9 protein-coding genes, 2 tRNA genes and 2 rRNA genes are annotated in these 18489 nt (G+C 60.6%); 3 read left to right on the top strand and 10 right to left on the bottom strand.

Translation table 11 applies throughout. The features are described from left to right. Positions 1-53: 53 nt before the first annotated feature. From radD to purL, 4 genes are all read right to left on the bottom strand, one after another. Positions 54-1829 (bottom strand): DNA repair helicase RadD, encoded by a 1776-nt coding sequence (gene radD / locus AC26AR_RS14340; RefSeq protein WP_176494294.1) that lies wholly within the window; start codon positions 1827-1829, stop codon positions 54-56. Between the two features lie 234 nt (positions 1830-2063). After that, positions 2064-2885 (bottom strand): crotonase/enoyl-CoA hydratase family protein, encoded by an 822-nt coding sequence (locus AC26AR_RS14345; protein WP_488107246.1) that lies wholly within the window; start codon positions 2883-2885, stop codon positions 2064-2066. Between the two features lie 225 nt (positions 2886-3110). Beyond that, positions 3111-4757, bottom strand: a complete 1647-nt coding sequence (locus AC26AR_RS14350) for an FMN-binding glutamate synthase family protein (protein WP_084207877.1) — start codon at positions 4755-4757, stop codon at positions 3111-3113. Positions 4758-4997: 240 nt separating this feature from the next. Continuing rightward, a complete protein-coding gene (purL, locus tag AC26AR_RS14355; protein ID WP_077380230.1) occupies positions 4998-8912 on the bottom strand; it encodes a phosphoribosylformylglycinamidine synthase in 3915 nt (1304 codons plus the stop codon). A gap of 172 nt (positions 8913-9084) precedes the next feature. Here purL and mltF point away from each other — a divergent pair, with 172 nt between their 5' ends. Together mltF and AC26AR_RS14365 are read left to right on the top strand one after the other, a co-directional pair. Continuing rightward, positions 9085-10578, top strand: coding sequence for a membrane-bound lytic murein transglycosylase MltF (gene mltF / locus AC26AR_RS14360; RefSeq protein ID WP_077380190.1), 1494 nt, complete (start codon positions 9085-9087; stop codon positions 10576-10578). Positions 10579-10675: 97 nt separating this feature from the next. Next, positions 10676-12631 carry a GGDEF domain-containing protein gene (locus AC26AR_RS14365; protein WP_077380192.1) on the top strand — a complete coding sequence of 652 codons (1956 nt, stop codon included), beginning with the start codon at positions 10676-10678 and terminating at the stop codon, positions 12629-12631. Positions 12632-12687: 56 nt separating this feature from the next. Here the strand turns inward: AC26AR_RS14365 and tadA are convergent, their stop codons facing one another. After that, positions 12688-13173 carry a tRNA adenosine(34) deaminase TadA gene (gene tadA / locus AC26AR_RS14370; protein ID WP_083730713.1) on the bottom strand — a complete coding sequence of 162 codons (486 nt, stop codon included), beginning with the start codon at positions 13171-13173 and terminating at the stop codon, positions 12688-12690. 154 nt (positions 13174-13327) lie between these two features. Between tadA and AC26AR_RS14375 the strand changes: the two genes are divergently transcribed. After that, positions 13328-14173, top strand: coding sequence for an acyl-CoA thioesterase (locus AC26AR_RS14375; RefSeq protein WP_077380196.1), 846 nt, complete (start codon positions 13328-13330; stop codon positions 14171-14173). 115 nt (positions 14174-14288) lie between these two features. Here the strand turns inward: AC26AR_RS14375 and AC26AR_RS14380 are convergent, their stop codons facing one another. The 5 genes from AC26AR_RS14380 to AC26AR_RS14400 form a co-directional block, all read right to left on the bottom strand. After that, positions 14289-14621: a hypothetical protein gene (locus AC26AR_RS14380; RefSeq protein WP_488107247.1), complete on the bottom strand. Its 333-nt coding sequence runs from the start codon at positions 14619-14621 to the stop codon at positions 14289-14291. A 288-nt stretch (positions 14622-14909) separates the two neighbouring features. Continuing rightward, positions 14910-15025, bottom strand: a 5S ribosomal RNA gene (rrf, locus tag AC26AR_RS14385). 138 nt (positions 15026-15163) lie between these two features. After that, a 23S ribosomal RNA gene (locus tag AC26AR_RS14390) occupies positions 15164-18052 on the bottom strand. A 231-nt stretch (positions 18053-18283) separates the two neighbouring features. Next, positions 18284-18359 (bottom strand) — tRNA-Ala (locus AC26AR_RS14395). A gap of 39 nt (positions 18360-18398) precedes the next feature. Beyond that, a tRNA-Ile gene (locus tag AC26AR_RS14400) sits at positions 18399-18475 on the bottom strand. Positions 18476-18489 lie beyond the last annotated feature (14 nt).

Below are 18489 nucleotides of genomic sequence, written 5' to 3' on the forward strand. Positions count from 1 at the left end.
CGTGACGTCGTGTCTCGTACGGGAGGCGTCATGCTCTGCGTCACGCAGACGACTCACCCCGCCGCGATGCCGGTGCGATAGCGCCCGGCGTAATCGAACAGCTTGTCACGAATCTGCCAGTAGCGGCCGCTCTTGCGCCCGATGACGAAGTCAGGGGCCTTGAGGCGCTCCTCACCGGCCAATACCTCGGCGATGTCCTTCGGCGCCCAGTCACTGCCCGGCGCCCGCAGGTGCCGGGCGAGAAAACTCAGGCGAAAGGCATGGCGCTGAGCGGACGTCTCGAGCGCGAACCACTCTGACAGATCGGTGCCATCCTCGTCGTAATAGGTCACTTTCAGACGCGGCAGTCCCCGCCCGTTGCGCGTCTCCTCCAGCTGCCAGCCGCTGACGCGCAGCACCCGTGCATCACGCAGCTTGAGCGCATCGCGCAGCTTGTCATCCGGGTCCACCAGCCGCGCCTGACAGGCGTGACAATGGCGCGCGGCGATGTCATTGGCCTCGCCACACTGCGGACAGGCCTTGGCGCGATAGCGGAAATCACACTGCACCAGCGGCTTGCCCTCGCCGTCGGGCGACTCCACCAGCCCCTGACAGCGCCGCCCGAAGTGCTCCACCACCAGCTCCCCATCCTTGCGCCCCCAGAACAGATTGGCATTGCCGCACACGGGACACTCGACCTGCACGATCTCGGTATCCCCTGCCGGTTTGGGTGTGGCGACTTCCGGCGCGTAGAGATCCCAGGGATTGCCGGCGTAATCGAGAATCAGGCAGTCCGTCTTGCCGGGACTCAGGCGCAGCCCACGCCCGACGATCTGCTGATAGAGACTGACGGACTCGGTGGGCCGCAGGATGGCGATCAGGTCCACGTGCGGGGCATCGAAGCCGGTGGTGAGCACCGCCACGTTGACCAGATACTTGAGCTGCTGCGCCTTGAAGGCATGGATCAGGCGCTCGCGCTCATCGCCGGGCGTCTCACCGGTGATCAACGCCGCCTCACCCTCGGGCAGGAGCCCCGTGACCTCCTCGGCATGCTCGACGGTGGAGCAGAACACCATCACCCCACGCCGCTCGCGTGCCTGGGCGACGATATCCAGCACGATGCCTGGCGTCGCGCGTGAGCCCTGCACCACCTCGTTGAGCTCGGCTTCCTGGAAGCTGCCGCCGATCCCCGGTGCCAGCTGCGAGAAGTCATAGCGCGCCACGGCGACATCGACACGCCGCGGCTCGCTCAGAAAGCCCTGGCGCACCATCAGGCGCAACGGTTGCTCGAACACGCAGTCACGGAAGAAGCAGTCGTCATCACCGCGCACCATGCCGTGATAATGACGATGGAAGATGAAGCCCTGCCCGAGGCGATACGGCGTCGCCGTCAGTCCCAGCACCTTGAGGCGTGGATTTTGCTCACGCAGATGATGGATGACCTTGCGATAGCTGGCGTCCTTCTCCAGCGAGACCCGGTGACACTCGTCGATCACCAGTAGCGTGAACGCACCTGTCTGCTCACCCGGCGTGAAGGCCGCGAGATTGCGTACCACCGACTGCACCGAGCCGAACACCACCTGACGCGCGGCCTGCTTGCGCTTGAGGCCGGCACTGAAGATGTCGGCCTCCTTGCCATAGGATTCGTACTTGGCGTGATTCTGCTCGACCAGCTCGCGCACATGCGCCAGCACCAGCACGCGCCCGCGCGCGATACGCGCAAGCTCCGCGATCACCAGTGACTTGCCGCTACCGGTGGGTAGCACGACCACCGCCGCCTCGTCACTCTTGCGGAAATGCTCCACGGTGCGCCGGACGGCTTCCTGCTGATAGGGACGTAGCTCAAACATGCCGGCTGTTCCCTGCAAGGACACGTGGGCCGGCCATGGGCAGCGGCATGATCAGAAAGAGTGGTGCAGACATGAGAGCTCGCCGGGTCACGGAAAAGGGGCACAGGTTGAGGGGCAATGGCTGCCCATGAGGGATGAGGCAGCCACCCACCTGCAGAAGACCCATTATCCTGATCCCGCCCCCCGGCGGTAAAGCGACCGGGTGTGGATAACCCGAATGAAAGTCAGGTGCGCTCAGAAGCGCGGCGTGCGGCCTTCAAGCCTGGCGCCAACACATTCCATGTGCTCCGGCTGGCCGAGCAAGCCGGATTGCAGCCTGGCCTCCAGGGCAAGTGCCTCGCCCTCCGGTGCCGCCAGCGCCTCGGCATACAGCCGGGTGATGCAGCGAATCGCCCTGGGAGAACGTGTCGCGATCTCCCGCGCGAGCGCCAGTGCCTCTTCCCGCGGACTGGAGACCAGGCGCGTCACGAGCCCGGCTTCCTGGGCCTCGCGGGCGGCAACCTTGCGGCCGCTCCAGCTCAGTTCATGCAACCAGTCAGGCCGCACTCCACGTGCCGTGACGCTGATGCCCATGTCAGGAATGATGCCCCAGTCGATCTCGAGCACCGCCAGGCGCGCATCCGGATCACACAGCCGGACATCCGCTCCCAGCGCGATCTGCAGCCCGCCCCCGAAGACATTGCCCTGCAGGGCCGCGATCACCGGTACGCCGGCATCCCGCCAGCCCAGTGCCAGCTGCTGAACGGTATTGCGCTCAGGCGTGCAGCCATTGGCCCCCCCGACGAGCAACTGCGGCACCCGCGATGCCTCTCCCATGATGGCGGCCATGTCGAGCCCCGCGCAGAAACTGGCGCCTTCTCCGGATAGCACGATGGCTCGCAGCCCTCCCTCCTCGGCACGTGCCCGCAACTCTGCCTGGGCACCGAGGATGGCATCGATCATCGCCCAGTCGAGTCCATTGTGCTTGTCGGGTCGATTGAGGCGCACATCGGCGACATGCTCATTGATCATCACTGTCACGCGGCGTGCGGACGGGCACTTTGCGGCATCACTCATGGCGGCTCCCTCGAACGGCGAATGAAACGGCGGTCAGCGATTGCTCACGAGACACGACGGGCAGCCAATGCCCATGTCGACATGAGGTATCTGCGAGACATCTGACAGATAGCGCAATCTCGAGGTCCAGTGTGGCTGTCCGCACGCCATCATGAAACGGTCGTTTGGTCGCAGAGGGGCCACACCCGGCCAATCGACATCGCAAGGCACCCTCTTGCATGACGTCTATTCGCGCTTGGCACCCGAGACGTCTGCCAGCGAGCGTGACTGGAAGCTGTCCGCCTGAGCCATCGCCCACACGCGGCGATAGAAGGGGAAATCGTCCGCTTCCTTGAGCAAGGCGCCGGGCGTCAGGAAGGGGTGCAGGTGCGAGAACAGACGCACCTCATTCTCCGACACGCGATGCACGAGATGGTCTGGAGTGATCTGCCACGGGGTCGAGAGCCCCGAGGCCGCGATGATTTCCGCCAGCGCATGCAGGGTGTTGTGATGGAAGTGCCGGACCTGCTCGGCCTTGTCTTCCACTACCAGCGACTTCTGTCGCAAATCATCCTGGGTGGCGATGCCCGTCGGGCACTTGTTGGTATGACAGCTCAGCGACTGGATGCAGCCCAGGGCGAACATGTAACCGCGCGCGGCATTGACCCAATCCGCCCCCAAGGCCAGCACGCAGGCGATATCGAAGGCACTGATGATCTTGCCACTGGCGCCGATGCGCACGTCATCACGCAGCCCCGCGCCCACCAGGGTGTTGTGGACGAACAGCAGCCCTTCGCGCAGCGGTGTCCCGAGGTGATCGGTGAATTCCGTCGGCGCGGCTCCGGTGCCGCCCTCGCTGCCATCCACCACGATGAAGTCCGGCACGATTCCCGTTTCGCGCATTGCCTTGACGATGGCCATGAACTCCCAGGGCTGGCCCAGACACATCTTGAACCCGACCGGCTTGCCACCGGACAGCTCTCTCAGCCGCTGGATGAACTCCAGCAACTCGACAGGGGTACTGAAGGCACTGTGACTGGCCGGCGAGATGCAGTCCTCGCCCATCGGAATGTCACGCGTCTCGGCGATCTCGCGGCTGATCTTGCTGGCTGGCAGCACACCGCCATGCCCCGGCTTGGCTCCCTGGCTCAGCTTTATCTCGATCATCTTCACTTGCTCGCTGGCCGCCTGACGGGCGAACTTCTCGGCATCGAAGTCCCCCTTCGCGGTGCGGCAGCCGAAATAGCCACTGCCCAGCTCCCAGATCAGATCGCCGGCGAATTCCCGATGGTAGGGGCTGATGCTGCCCTCGCCGGTATCGTGCGCGAATCCTCCCAGCATCGCGCCCTTGTTGAGCGCACGGATGGCATTGCCACTCAGCGAACCGAAACTCATCGCCGAGATGTTGAACAGCGAGGCACTGTAGGGCTGCGCACACTGCGTATTGCCGATCGTCAGACGGAAGTCACGAAAGTCAGGCACTTCGGAGGTCTGCATCGAGTGTCCGATGAATTCGTAACTGTCGGAGTAGACATCCAGCAAGGTACCGAAGGGCTGCGAGGAATTGCGCTGGCGTCCGCGGGCATAGACCAGCTCACGTTGCTTGTGGGAGAACGGTAGCTGGTCGGTATCCGACTCGAACAGGTACTGACGCATCTCCGGGCGCAGCGCCTTGAACAGATAGCGCATGTTGCCGATCACCGGGTAGTTGCGCCGCACGGCATAATCCGACTGCCGCATGTCGTTGATGCCGACGGCGACCAACAGCAGAAAGATCACGGCCAGCGGCCACACCCAGGGGGTCTGCATCGTCAGAAGCAGACAGACGAGAGCCCCCAGCACACAGAGCAGAAAGACGGAATAACGCGGCAACAGCGACCATTTCAGCTTCATCACGACATCCTTGTAATGTGTCAGGCAGGGATTCGTGCCCCAGACCTCGAGGCATTCCCCCACCTTAAGCCACCCGGCGTCCGACACCCAGCTCCCGACGTGGAACGCCACGTTGAGGGAGCCAGATGCCGCCAGCCAATCGGCTCGCGCGTCAGTCAGAACGCAAGACGCCCCCATGGCGTTCACCATGGGGGCGTCGGTCAGGCAATCATCACCTGTGCATTGCGCACTCTCGCGGGATCAATCGACCCAACGACGTGCATTGCGGAACATGCGCAACCAGGCGCCATCCTGCTCCCAGTCATCCGGACGCCAGGAGTTGGTGACGGCGCGCGCCACACGCTCCGGGTGCGGCATCATGATGGTGACGCGCCCGTCGTTGGTGGTGAGACCGGTGATACCGGACGGCGAGCCGTTCGGGTTGGCCGGATAACGCGTGGTGGTCTGGCCGTAGTTGTCGACGTAGCGCAGCGCCACCTGGCCGCTGCTCTGCATCTTGCGCAGGTGAGCGCTGTCGCGGAACTCGGCACGCCCTTCACCATGCGCGATGGCGATCGGCAGGCGCGAGCCTTCCATGCCATCGAGGAACAGCGAGGCACTCTTCTCGACCTCGACCATCGCGACACGCGCCTCGAACTGCTCGGACTCGTTGCGCACGAAGCGCGGCCAGGCCTCGGCCCCCGGGATCAGCTCCTTGAGCTGGGAGAGCATCTGGCAACCGTTGCAGACGCCCAGCGCGAAGCTGTCGTCACGCTGGAAGAAGCGCTCGAACTGTTCACGCGCACGCGCATTGAACAGCACCGACTTGGCCCAGCCGCCGCCGGCGCCCAGCACGTCACCGTAGGAGAAGCCGCCACAGGCGACCAGACCCCGCATGGTGTCCAGATCGACACGCCCTTCAAGGATGTCGCTCATGTGGACGTCCACCGCCTCGAAGCCGGCGCGGTCGAAGCTTGCCGCCATCTCGAGCTGACCATTGACGCCCTGCTCACGCAGGATCGCCATGCGCGGACGTGCACCGGTGTTCAAGTACGGCGCCGCGATGTCCTCGTTGACGTCGAAGGTGGCCTGGACGGAGAGACCCGGATCACGCACGTCGTTGATGGACTCGAATTCGCTCTTGGCACAATCGGCGTTGTCACGCGCGGCCTGCATGCGATAGCTGGTCTCGGCCCACAGACGCTCGGCACTGGCACGCGTGGTGGAGAGCAGGTTCTGGCCCAGCAGCGTGATGTTGATCTGCTCATCATGACGCGGCGTGGCGATCACGCCACTGTGCTCGAGACCCACGGCCTTGAGCTCGGCGAGAATGGACTCGGTGTGCTCGCGACGCACCTGCACCACGGCACCCAGCTCTTCCGCAAACAGCGCGCCGGTGGCCTGACCCGGCTCGGCGGCGGTCCAGTCGAGGGAGATGTCGAGACCGACACGCCCCGCGAAGGACATTTCCATCAGGGTGGTCAACAGGCCACCGTCGCTGCGGTCGTGATAGGCCAGCAGCTTGCCTTCGACATTGAAGCGCTGGATGGCCTCGAAGAAGTGCTTGAGGTCTTCCGGCTTGGCAAGATCCGGCGCGTCATTGCCGACCTGTCCATAGACCTGCGCCAGCGCGGAGCCACCGAGACGGTGAGCGCCATGGCCGAGATCGATCAGGATCAGGTCCGTCTCCACGGCCTCGCCATTCAGCGTGCGACGCAGCTGCGGCGTGAGGGTACGCATGGCGTCGGTGACCGGCGCGAAGCCTGTCATCACCAGCGACAGCGGCGCGGTGATCGACTTGTCTTCGCCGTTCTCGTCCTGCCAGGCGGTACGCATGGACATGGAGTCCTTGCCGACCGGAATGGTCAGATCCAGCGCCGGGCACAGTTCCATGCCGACGGCGTGGACGGCATCAAACAGCGCCTGATTCTCGCCGGTGTGATCGGCAGCGCTCATCCAGTTGGCGGAGAGCTTGATGTCAGACAGCTTGGCGATCGGCGCGGCAGCGAGGTTGGTGATCACCTCGGCTACGGCCAGACGCGCGGAGGCGGCCGGCGAGATCAGCGCGACCGGCGTGCGCTCGCCCATCGCCATCGCTTCACCGACGTGGCTGTCGAGGGAGCTGGTGGTGACGGCGCAATCCGCCACCGGCACCTGCCACGGACCGACCATCTGGTCACGCGCGACCATGCCGGTGATCGAGCGGTCACCGATGGTGATCAGGAATTTCTTGGAGGCGACGGTGGGCAGCTGCAGCACACGGGTCATCGCTTCACGCGGGTCGAGGTTGTCCAGTGCCAGTGCCGGCAGTTCCAGCGCCTGACGTTCGAAGCTGCGTGACATCTTGGGCGGCTTGCCGAACAGCACGTCCATCGGCAGGTCGACCGGACGCGTATCGAAGTGACCATCCTTGACGATCAGCTCGTGCTCTTCCAGTGCTTCCCCGACCACAGCGTAGAGGCAGCGCTCACGCTCGCACAGCGCTTCGAAGGTGGCCAGATTCTCCGGCGCCACCGCCAGCACGTAGCGCTCCTGGGATTCGTTGCACCAGATTTCCAGCGGACTCATGCCGGATTCGGCGCTCGGCACGGCGCGCAGGTCGAACAGACCACCGCGACCGCCATCCTTGACCAGCTCCGGCAGTGCGTTGGACAGACCGCCCGCGCCGACATCGTGGATGAAGCAGATCGGGTTCTTGTCATCCAGCGCCCAGCAGCGATCGATGACTTCCTGCACGCGACGCTCCATCTCGGCGTTGTCACGCTGCACGGAGGCGAAGTCGAGGTCTTCGCTGGAGCTGCCGGAGGCCATGGAAGAGGCGGCACCGCCACCCAGACCGATCAACATCGCCGGACCGCCCATCACGATCAGCTTGGCGCCGACCGGAATGTCGCCCTTCTCGACGTGCTGGCTGCGGATGTTGCCGTAGCCGCCCGCCAGCATGATCGGCTTGTGATAGCCGCGACGCTCGATACCACCGGCGCCGAAGGCATCCTGCTCATAGGTACGGAAGTAGCCGTTGAGGTTGGGGCGGCCGAATTCGTTGTTGAAGGCAGCGCCACCGATCGGACCTTCGAGCATGATGTCGTAGGCGGTCTTGATGCGCTCCGGCTTGCCGTAGTCGTGCTCCCACGGCTGTTCGAAGCCCGGGATACGCAGGTTGGAGACGCTGAAGCCGGTCAGACCCGCTTTCGGCTTGGAGCCGACACCGGTCGCGCCTTCATCACGAATCTCGCCACCGGCACCGGTCGCGGCGCCCGGATAGGGGGCGATGGCGGTCGGGTGGTTGTGAGTCTCGACCTTCATCAGGATGTTGATCGGTTCCTGATGATAGGTATAGATGTGGCCTTCGCCTGTCGGGAAGTAACGCCCGGCGGTCGGGCCTGCCATGACGGCGGCATTGTCACTGTAGGCGGACAGCACGCCATCCGGATGATGCTGGTAGGTGTTCTTGATCATCTTGAACAGCGAGTGCGACTGCGCTTCGCCGTCGATGGTCCAGTCCGCATTGAAGATCTTGTGGCGGCAATGCTCGGAGTTCGCCTGGGCGAACATCATCAGTTCGATGTCGGCAGGATTGCGGCCCAGAGTCTTGAAGGACTCGACCAGATAATCGATCTCGTCATCCGCCAGTGCCAGGCCCAGAGAGCCATTGGCCTGCACCAGTGCGTCACGACCACCGCCGAGGATGTCGACATGGGCAAGCTTTGCCGGGGCCTGATGCTGGAAGAGGCGCGCCGCGTCCTGAGTACGCGTCAGCACCGTTTCGGTCATGCGGTCGTGCAGGCGGGAAGACAGCGTGGCGAAGAGTTCTTCGCTCAGAGGGGCGTCGAGCTTGATGCGATAGGCGATGCCACGTTCGAGGCGGCGGACTTGCGGGAGACCACAGTTGGCAGCGATGTCGGTGGCCTTGGAAGACCAGGGCGACAGCGTGCCGAGGCGGGGAACGACGAGGAAGAGATGACCTTCGGGAGAGCTCTCGTCGCGACTGGGGCCGTAGTCCAGCAGACGCTCGAGCGTGGTCCGGTCGGTACTGCTCAGTTCACCATCGACCTCGGCCAGATGCAGGTACTCGGCATGAAGGGATTCCACCTCCGGCACCAGCTCGCGCAATGCAGCCAGTAGACGGGAGTGACGGAAGGCGGAAAGGGCAGGCGCGCCTCGCAGTTCGAGCATGGTCAGGGAAAGCCTCTGAAGCAGCGTGAACGGACAACCGCCGAGCGGCGGCAGCAAGCGCATATCATACGTGAAAGCCGCCCGTGAACGAAGCCCGACAGTCACATGCGTTGGATGACAGTGTGAAGCGCTGTCGGTATGGTGAAACCCCTGCCGTGAATGATGCTGACGCATGCTCAAGACCTCGCTTTCCTCCCTCATCACGCCCCTGCAAGCACTGCTGCGCCATTCGCGCCGGTGGCTTGCGCTCGTGGTGATGGCGCTGGCCCTGCTGTTGCCGGAAAAGACCCTGATCGCCCCGCCCTCCCGGCTTGACGATGTTCGCACGCGCGACTTCCTTCAGGTGGTGACTCGCAACAGCCCAACCACCTACTACCGTGGCCGTCAGGGCCCCACCGGTTTCGAGTATGAGCTGGCGCGAGACTTTGCCGACTACCTCGGCGTCAGCCTGTCGATGGATGCAGAACACAATATCGAATCCCTCACCCGAAGCGTGCGTGATGATCAGGCCGATTTTGCTGCCGCCACCCTCCCTCTTGACCTGTCAGAGCAGGGGCTGCGCTTCACTCGACCGATTCTCGAACTGCAGGCGATGGTGGTCTATCGACGCGGAATGCAACCGCCCAGAGAGCTTGAAGATCTGGTCGGCAAGCGGATCGGCGTCATCAAGGGAGCCGGTACCAGCCTGATTCTGCATGAGCTTCAACAGCAGCTTCCCGAGCTCAGCTGGAAGGAAACCGGCGAACTCGAGGTGGCCGACCTCCTGCAGCGCATCGAGGAAGACAGCCTGGACGTGGCGGTCGTCTACGCCCACCAGTTCAAGCTCAATCGGCTGTTCTTCCCCAATGTGGAGAACGGCTTCACCGTGGGGGACCCATTGACTCTGGCCTGGGCCTTCCCGGCGCAGGGAGATATCTCCTTGCTGAGCGCTGCCAACGATTTTCTCGAGACACGCAGCGAGGATGGCACCCTGGACCAGCTGGTCGACCAGTACTTCGGGCATGATGACTATCTGGAATATGTGGGCGCGCGTACCTTCATCCGCCAGGCACGAGAGCGGCTCCCGCGCTACATCGATACCTTCAAGCAAGCCGCTCGCGATACCGGCATCGATTGGAAACTACTGGCGGCGGTGGGGTACCAGGAATCCCATTGGCAACCGAAAGCGACGTCACCTACCGGGGTACGTGGGCTGATGATGCTGACCAACGCCACCGCCCGCGAGATGAACGTGGCCAATCGTTTGGACCCCGTCCAGAGTATCGATGGCGGGTCACGCTATCTTGTGAGTATAAAGGGACGTCTTCCCGAAGGGATTCAGGAGCCGGACCGGACCTGGATGACATTGGCAGCCTACAATGTCGGTCTCGGGCACCTGCTGGATGCCAGGCGCATCGTGCGCATGAAAGGTGGCAACCCCGATCACTGGAAGGATGTGCGCGAGGCATTGCCTCTGCTGCAGAAACGCCAATGGTATCAACAGGTACGTTATGGCTATGCCCGCGGTGGTGAGCCTGTCATCTATGTACGCAACATCCGGCGGTATTATGAAATACTCAACTATGTTTACCGCAGTCAGCAGCAGTTCTATCAGCTGAATGAGCGCCAGATAACCGATGATGAAGGGGACAACAATCCCTTCGATACCGTCCCCCCGATCCTGTGATCCATGAACAAGGTAGTGGGAAACCTGTCGGCGACTCGTGACAGGCGAGAAAAGCGCGCACGGGGCGTGGTGCATCAGGAGCTTCTAAGGACAGGGAATGACACGCAGATTCATCTTGATGTTGCTTGGCCTGCTTGCCTTCGGCGTCGCCTTGCTGGGCCTCTGGCCTCGCGCCGGCCACGAAGCCAATGCACTGCTGTTGATCATGCTGACATTGCAGGCGGCAGGGCAGACTGCGTGGCACTGGCGAAACCTGTTCCTCAGTCCACTGTTTCTCGGCATGTCCCTGCTCATCAACCTGGTGCTTACCTGCACCTTTCTCTTGCCGGAAAGCTGGGTCGGTGTCGATCATTGGGGCGCGTTGCTGACCGCCCTGCCCGGTGACTGGCATGTCGCCAACATTCGCCCTCCGATTCTGATTCTGCTGGCATGCCTGGGGCTCAACTGCTGTTCTCTCTTGCGGATGCGCCTGGGCTTCGGCGCCACGATACAGCTGGCGCAGACGACTCTCATACTGATCTTCGCCATCATCGCCGACCCGAGTCTCTCCGTGGCCAGCATGCCACTGGTAGGGGTGGAGCGAACCACGCTGCTTGCCTTCCTGGGATTGCTTCTGGCTGCACAATGGCTGGATCTGCTGCCAGCGCTCACTCGCATGTGGCGACGCAACGTGCTGCCCCTGGCCATCTCTGCCTCCATCACGCTCGTCTGTCTTCTGGCGTGGCAACAGCAGACAAAGGATGAGAACAACCGCATCAACCAGGCGACCTATGTACTGGGCGACAAGATCGCGACACAGCTGTCACGCGAGATCGATGATCAACTCAATGCCATGCGGCGCTTCGCCGGCTTCTGGAGCCTGATGGGGCAGACACCTTCACGGGGTGAATGGCAACGTCTGGCACGAAATTATTACAATGATTTCAATTACTTCCAGAATATCGCCTTCATTGATCCCGACAGCGTGGTGACTCTGGTATTCCCCGACAAGGGCGGCAACCATGATCTGCTGGGCGTGAGGCTATTTGATGCCCAGCCAGATACCCCCCTGCGCAATCCGCTGGAGCTGGGCATTGAAGGCCACACCGGCATCATCGATCTCCTGCAGGGCGGCAAGGGCATGGTGTCCTACCTGCCTGTGCGCAATCCGCGTGATGGCGACATCCTCGGCGCCATCGCCATGGTGGTAGATCTGGCACCGCTGCTGGACCAGGCACTGGATGCCGCCCGCAATGATGCCTTTGCCATCACGTTGTCAGAACGCAGCAATGTCTACATTCATGTAGGCCCGGAAAGCCGTCTTGCTCCCTGGGGGCATCGAATCCCCATCGAACTTCCCGCCACGGACCTGACGCTGGGCTTGCAGCCGACGCAGCATTACCTCGCGGCAAGCCGTGGCCGCCTGCCAGAAGTCACGCTCCTGACCGGCATCATGCTCTCGTATCTGCTCTTCCTGGTGGTCTACATGTACCGCCGCGTCTCCCAGGAGCATGGCATCGTCAAGCAAGCCAACGATGCCCTGAAGGAAGAGATGACGCGCCGAGAGCGACTGCAGAACGAGATACAATGGCTGGCACGTCATGATGAGCTGACCCAGCTCCCCAATCGCCGTTATTTCCTCGAGCAGGTGCAGACCTTCAATGGCCAGATGCCACTGACGGTGATGATACTGGACATCGATTTCTTCAAATCGATCAACGACAAGCTGGGGCACCTCGAGGGCGATCGCTATCTGCAGAAGATAGCCTCGGTATCGCGAGCGCCTGTCGAGGCAGCGGGAGGGATTCTGGCACGTTTCGGCGGCGAGGAATTCGTCGTCTGCATCCCCGAATGCCCTCGTGCTGTCGGCCGGACGCTCGCGGAAGAGCTGCGTCGTGCCGTACAGGCGGCAGGTCTCCCCCAGCCTGCCACGGACAGTGTCGTCACCGTCTCGGTTGGCATGGCCTGCGTGGCCAGAGCACCTCTGCGACTGGAAGCACTGCTTCAGGCGGCGGATGAGGCGCTGTATCGCGCCAAGTCCAGTGGGCGCAATCAGGTCCAGGTCGCCGCCTGAAGCCTCATGCTCCCTTGAAGCACCGGCTTCATCGCAGGGTCATGGCAAGCGCCGAGTCAGGGTGACGCATCGGTTGGCAACGCGGCAGCGCGCCGCTCGGCGAAGAACTGCTTGAGCAGGCGTTTCGCCTGGGCAGCCAGCACCCCACCTTCTATCTGTACCTGATGGTTATGCCACGGCTGCACGAAGAGGTTGGCCCGAGACTCCACCATCCCCGTCTTCGGCTCAGCGGCACCATATACCACGCGCGCCACACGGGCATGGATCAGGGCGCCACTGCACATCATGCAGGGCTCGAGGGTGACATAGAGCGTGCAGTCATCAAGCCGATAGTTGCCAAGCCTGGCCGCTGCTGAACGCAGTGCCTGAATCTCGGCGTGTGCCGTCGGATCCGGAGTCCCCACCGGGGCATTGAACCCGCTCCCGATGATCTCCCCCTGTGGGTTCACCACGACGGCTCCCACTGGCACCTCTCCAGCCTCCAATGCCAGCCGCGCCTGATCCAGGGCGCGGTGCATGTAGTACTGATCCTTGCGAGGCATCGCCGCCTCAGACCTCACGCTCTCGTCGCTCACCGTCATTCTCCGGTATCCTGATGTCATTGGCGCAAGTGACATGATACCGACTAATGCCAACCCGCTCATTTGCTCGTATCAAAGCCGCTTGCCGTGACTCTTTTTCCTGAAGGATGGGACGATGACCGACGCTTCACCGACACCGCTTGAATCACTCGTCACCTTGCTGGGGCTGGAAACTCTGGAAGAGAATCTCTTCCGGGGCCACAGCCAGGACCTCGGCTTTCCACAACTGTTCGGGGGGCAGGTACTTGGCCAAGCGTTGTCCGCCGCGACACGCACCGTCCCCTCGGAACGGAAGGTGCATTCGCTGCATGGCTACTTTCTTCGCCCGGGGGATGCTCACAAGCCAGTCGTCTACCAGGTCGATGGCGTACGTGATGGCGGCAGCTTCACGACCCGACGCATCAGCGCCATCCAGAACGGCAAGACCATCTTCTTCTGCAGCGCCTCCTTCCATGGCAAGGAAGAGGGCTTCACGCATCAGCTCGCCATGCCCGATATCGAATCCCCTGAGCAGTTGATCGAACAGGGGGCACGCATCGAACGTTACGAGGGCCATCCCATCGAGTTCCTGCGCATGAAGGCCCCGGCTACGACAAGCGAGGGCGCGTCATCAGCGCCACCTCGTCAGCGCCTCTGGTTCCGTCTTTCAGGCGAGCTGCCGGAAGATGATGCTCTGCACCGTTATCTCCTGACCTACAGCTCCGACTTCAACCTGCTGGCCACTGCGCTGGGAGGACACGGTGTCCGCTTCGGCTCCCCGGAGCTGCAGATGGCCAGCCTGGATCACTCACTCTGGTTCCACCAGGATGTTCGCGTCAACGACTGGTTGCTGTACGAGATGGATAGCCCATGGGCAGGCGGTGCTCGCAGCTTCTCGCGCGGCAGCCTCTACAATCGCCATGGCGAATTGGTCGCGTCCAGCGCTCAGGAAGGGCTGACGCGCCTGCGCCAACGCTCCTGAACGATCGATGGAACGACGATGCCCCTCTTGAGAAGCACTCTTGAGGGGCATCGTTTGTTCTGACTTGCAGCCAAGGGGTCGTGCTGCAACCACCGCCATTGCCACGAGATGCAGATCACTTCAGTGCCGTTCGGACCCGCGTACAGTTCTCGTCCCGATAACGCTGCTTGTAGTCATTGCGCTGAGACTGCCAACTACGCATCTGGCCTGAAGACCCACCGCCACGACGCATGGCGGTATAATATTCGATCTTGTTCTTGATGAACTGGCAACGTTTTATCTTCTCTTCACGCTCACCAGCAGATGCCACCTCTGAAGCCGTCAGACCTATCAAGAGCACCATCAACCCTGCCAGCAATGACCTTGATGGGATAAATGAAAAGTACCTCGACATGCCGCCTCCTTGCGCTTGTTCATGAGTCGTCCCGTGCGTGGTATTCAATGACATCGCAGTCATCGATCATGTTCTGCAGTAGAAAGAATATCCCCCGAGAACGTGGAATGCCTGCCCATGAGACTGATCATCAGCAGAGTACTGCCGTACTTCACCCTCCGTACTGATCAATAAACAAGGAAGCCGCTATCACGGAAATGATAGCGGCTTCTTGAGTCAATGTTTCAGCGGGCTTCGCTTATCCATGGCCCTCTCTCGCACAACCTTCTGAGAGCACGACTTTTCTCACGCACAAAGAGAACCGCCCCTGCAGCTGGGCTGCAGGGGCGGTTCAGTATAAGTGCCTGACGATGACCTACTCTCACATGGAGAAACTCCACACTACCATCGGCGCTAAGCGGTTTCACTTCCGAGTTCGGCATGGGATCGGGTGGTTCACGCTCGCTATGGTCGTCAGGCGAAACGGTGGCATCTTGCGATGCCTGAGTCTCGAGGCTTGTGGCCTCGCGACTCGCAATATGAATCATGCTGACCGATATGTCGTCGATCCTGTCGCAATCCCGGCGGTTTGCCTGCGCAAACCCCTTGGGTGTTATATGGTCAAGCCTCACGGGCAATTAGTACTGGTTAGCTCAACACATTGCTGTGCTTCCACACCCAGCCTATCAACCTTGTAGTCTTCAAGGGCCCTTCAGGAGGCGCAAGGCCTCAGGGAAGTCTCATCTTGAAGGGGGCTTCCCGCTTAGATGCTTTCAGCGGTTATCCCGTCCGAACGTAGCTACCGGGCAATGCCATTGGCATGACAACCCGAACACCAGAGGTTCGTCCACTCCGGTCCTCTCGTACTAGGAGCAGCTCTTCTCAAACTTCCGACGCCCACGGCAGATAGGGACCGAACTGTCTCACGACGTTCTAAACCCAGCTCGCGTACCACTTTAAATGGCGAACAGCCATACCCTTGGGACCGACTTCAGCCCCAGGATGTGATGAGCCGACATCGAGGTGCCAAACACCGCCGTCGATGTGAACTCTTGGGCGGTATCAGCCTGTTATCCCCGGAGTACCTTTTATCCGTTGAGCGATGGCCCTTCCATACAGAACCACCGGATCACTAGAACCTACTTTCGTACCTGCTCGACGTGTCTGTCTCGCAGTCAAGCACCCTTATGCTCTTGCACTCAATGCACGATTTCCAACCGTGCTGAGGGTACCTTCGTGCTCCTCCGTTACTCTTTAGGAGGAGACCGCCCCAGTCAAACTACCCACCATACACTGTCCTCGATCCGGATGACGGACCTGAGTTAGAACGCCAATGATGTCAGGCTGGTATTTCAAGGTTGGCTCCACCGCATCTGGCGACGTGGTTTCAAAGCCTCCCAGCTATCCTACACAGACAACATCAGCATCCAGTGTAAAGCTATAGTAAAGGTTCACGGGGTCTTTCCGTCTAGCCGCGGGTACACAGCATCTTCACTGCGATTTCAATTTCACTGAGTCTCGGGTGGAGACAGCGTGGCCATCATTACGCCATTCGTGCAGGTCGGAACTTACCCGACAAGGAATTTCGCTACCTTAGGACCGTTATAGTTACGGCCGCCGTTTACCGGGGCTTCGATCAAGAGCTTCGGACGAATCCTAACCCCATCAATTAACCTTCCGGCACCGGGCAGGCGTCACACCCTATACGTCCGCTTGCGCGTTTGCAGAGTGCTGTGTTTTTAATAAACAGTTGCAGCCACCTGGTATCTTCGACCGGTAAGAGCTTACGGAGCAAGTCCTTCACTCGAACCGGTGCACCTTCTCCCGAAGTTACGGTGCCATTTTGCCTAGTTCCTTCACCCGAGTTCTCTCAAGCGCCTTGGTATTCTCTACCTGACCACCTGTGTCGGTTTGGGGTACGGTCGCATGTGATCTGAAGCTTAGAGGCTTTTCCTGGAAGCGTGGCATCGATGACTTCCTGACCGTAGTCAGTTCGTCTCGCATCTCGACCTCAGAGGAACCGGATTTGCCTGATTCCTCGGCCTACATGCTTTCACCAGGACAACCAACGCCTGGCTCACCTAGCCTTCTTCGTCCCCCCATCGCAACCACATCCGGTACGGGAATATTAACCCGTTTCCCATCGACTACGCGTTTCCGCCTCGCCTTAGGGGCCGACTCACTCTGCTCCGATTAACGTAGAACAGAAAACCTTGGTCTTCCGGCGGGGGAGTTTTTCACTCCCCTTATCGTTACTCATGTCAGCATTCGCACTCGTGATACCTCCAGCAGACTTCTCAATCCACCTTCATTGGCTTACACGACGCTCCTCTACCGCTCATCCATAAGGATGAACCCGTAGCTTCGGTACCTGATTTAGCCCCGTTATATCTTCCGCGCAGGCCGACTCGACTAGTGAGCTATTACGCTTTCTTTAAAGGATGGCTGCTTCTAAGCCAACCTCCTAGCTGTCTGAGCCTTCCCACATCGTTTCCCACTTAATCAGGATTTTGGGACCTTAGCTGACGGTCTGGGTTGTTTCCCTTTTCACAACGGACGTTAGCACCCGCTGTGTGTCTCCCACGCTGCACTCACTGGTATTCGGAGTTTGCCTCGGGTTGGTAAGTCGGGATGACCCCCTAGCCGAAACAGTGCTCTACCCCCAGCGGTGATACGTGAGGCGCTACCTAAATAGCTTTCGAGGAGAACCAGCTATCTCCGGGCTTGATTAGCCTTTCACTCCGATCCACAGCTCATCCCAGCATTTTTCAACATACTTGGGTTCGGGCCTCCAATTGATGTTACTCAATCTTCACCCTGGCCATGGATAGATCGCCCGGTTTCGGGTCTATACCCTGCGACTGGTCGCCCAGTTAAGACTCGCTTTCGCTACGCCTCCCCTATACGGTTAAGCTCGCCACAGAATATAAGTCGCTGACCCATTATACAAAAGGTACGCGGTCACACCACGAAGGTGCTCCCACTGCTTGTACGCATACGGTTTCAGGATCTATTTCACTCCCCTCGCCGGGGTTCTTTTCGCCTTTCCCTCACGGTACTGGTTCACTATCGGTCAGCCAGGAGTATTTAGCCTTGGAGGATGGTCCCCCCATGTTCAGTCAAGGTTTCTCGTGCCCCGACCTACTCGATTTCACGATACTCAGACTTCGACTACGGGACTATCACCCTGTATCGTCAAGCTTCCCAGCTTGTTCGTCTGTCAGTTGTATCGCTTAAGGGCTGGTCCCCGTTCGCTCGCCGCTACTTGGGGAATCTCGGTTGATTTCTTTTCCTCCGGGTACTTAGATGTTTCAGTTCCCCGGGTTTGCCTCTATAGGTTATGTATTGGCCTATAGATACTCACCTGATGGTGAGTGGGTTTCCCCATTCGGAAATCGTTGGGTCGCAGGGTATTTGCCACCTCGCCAACGCTTATCGCAGGCTATCACGTCCTTCATCGCCTCTGGCTGCCAAGGCATCCACCGTATGCGCTTAATCGCTTGACCATATAACCCCAAGGGGTCTGTCAAGGATTACGAATCTGTCGGACCTCTCCGACATATCGTTTGATGGAGATGTGCTTGGCGCACATTCCATCGTCAGCATGATTCACATTGTTAAAGAGCGGCTGTTCAGAGAACAGTGAGAAGTCACACAACCTTCTCGAGGAAGGCGATATGCTTGTCACTGTGAACTGTCAGCATTATCAGGTAGTAGAAGCTTGAACCGGAACTTGATGGTGGAGCCAAGCGGGATCGAACCGCTGACCTCCTGCGTGCAAGGCAGGCGCTCTCCCAGCTGAGCTATGGCCCCAAAAGTCGGCAAACCGTGTCGACAAAAGCACGAAGCTTTTGGTGGGTCTGGGCAGATTTGAACTGCCGACCTCACCCTTATCAGGGGTGCGCTCTAACCAACTGAGCTACAGACCCGACACTACTACTCG

The sequence above is a fragment of the Cobetia sp. PS-4MA genome, assembly GCF_057670765.1.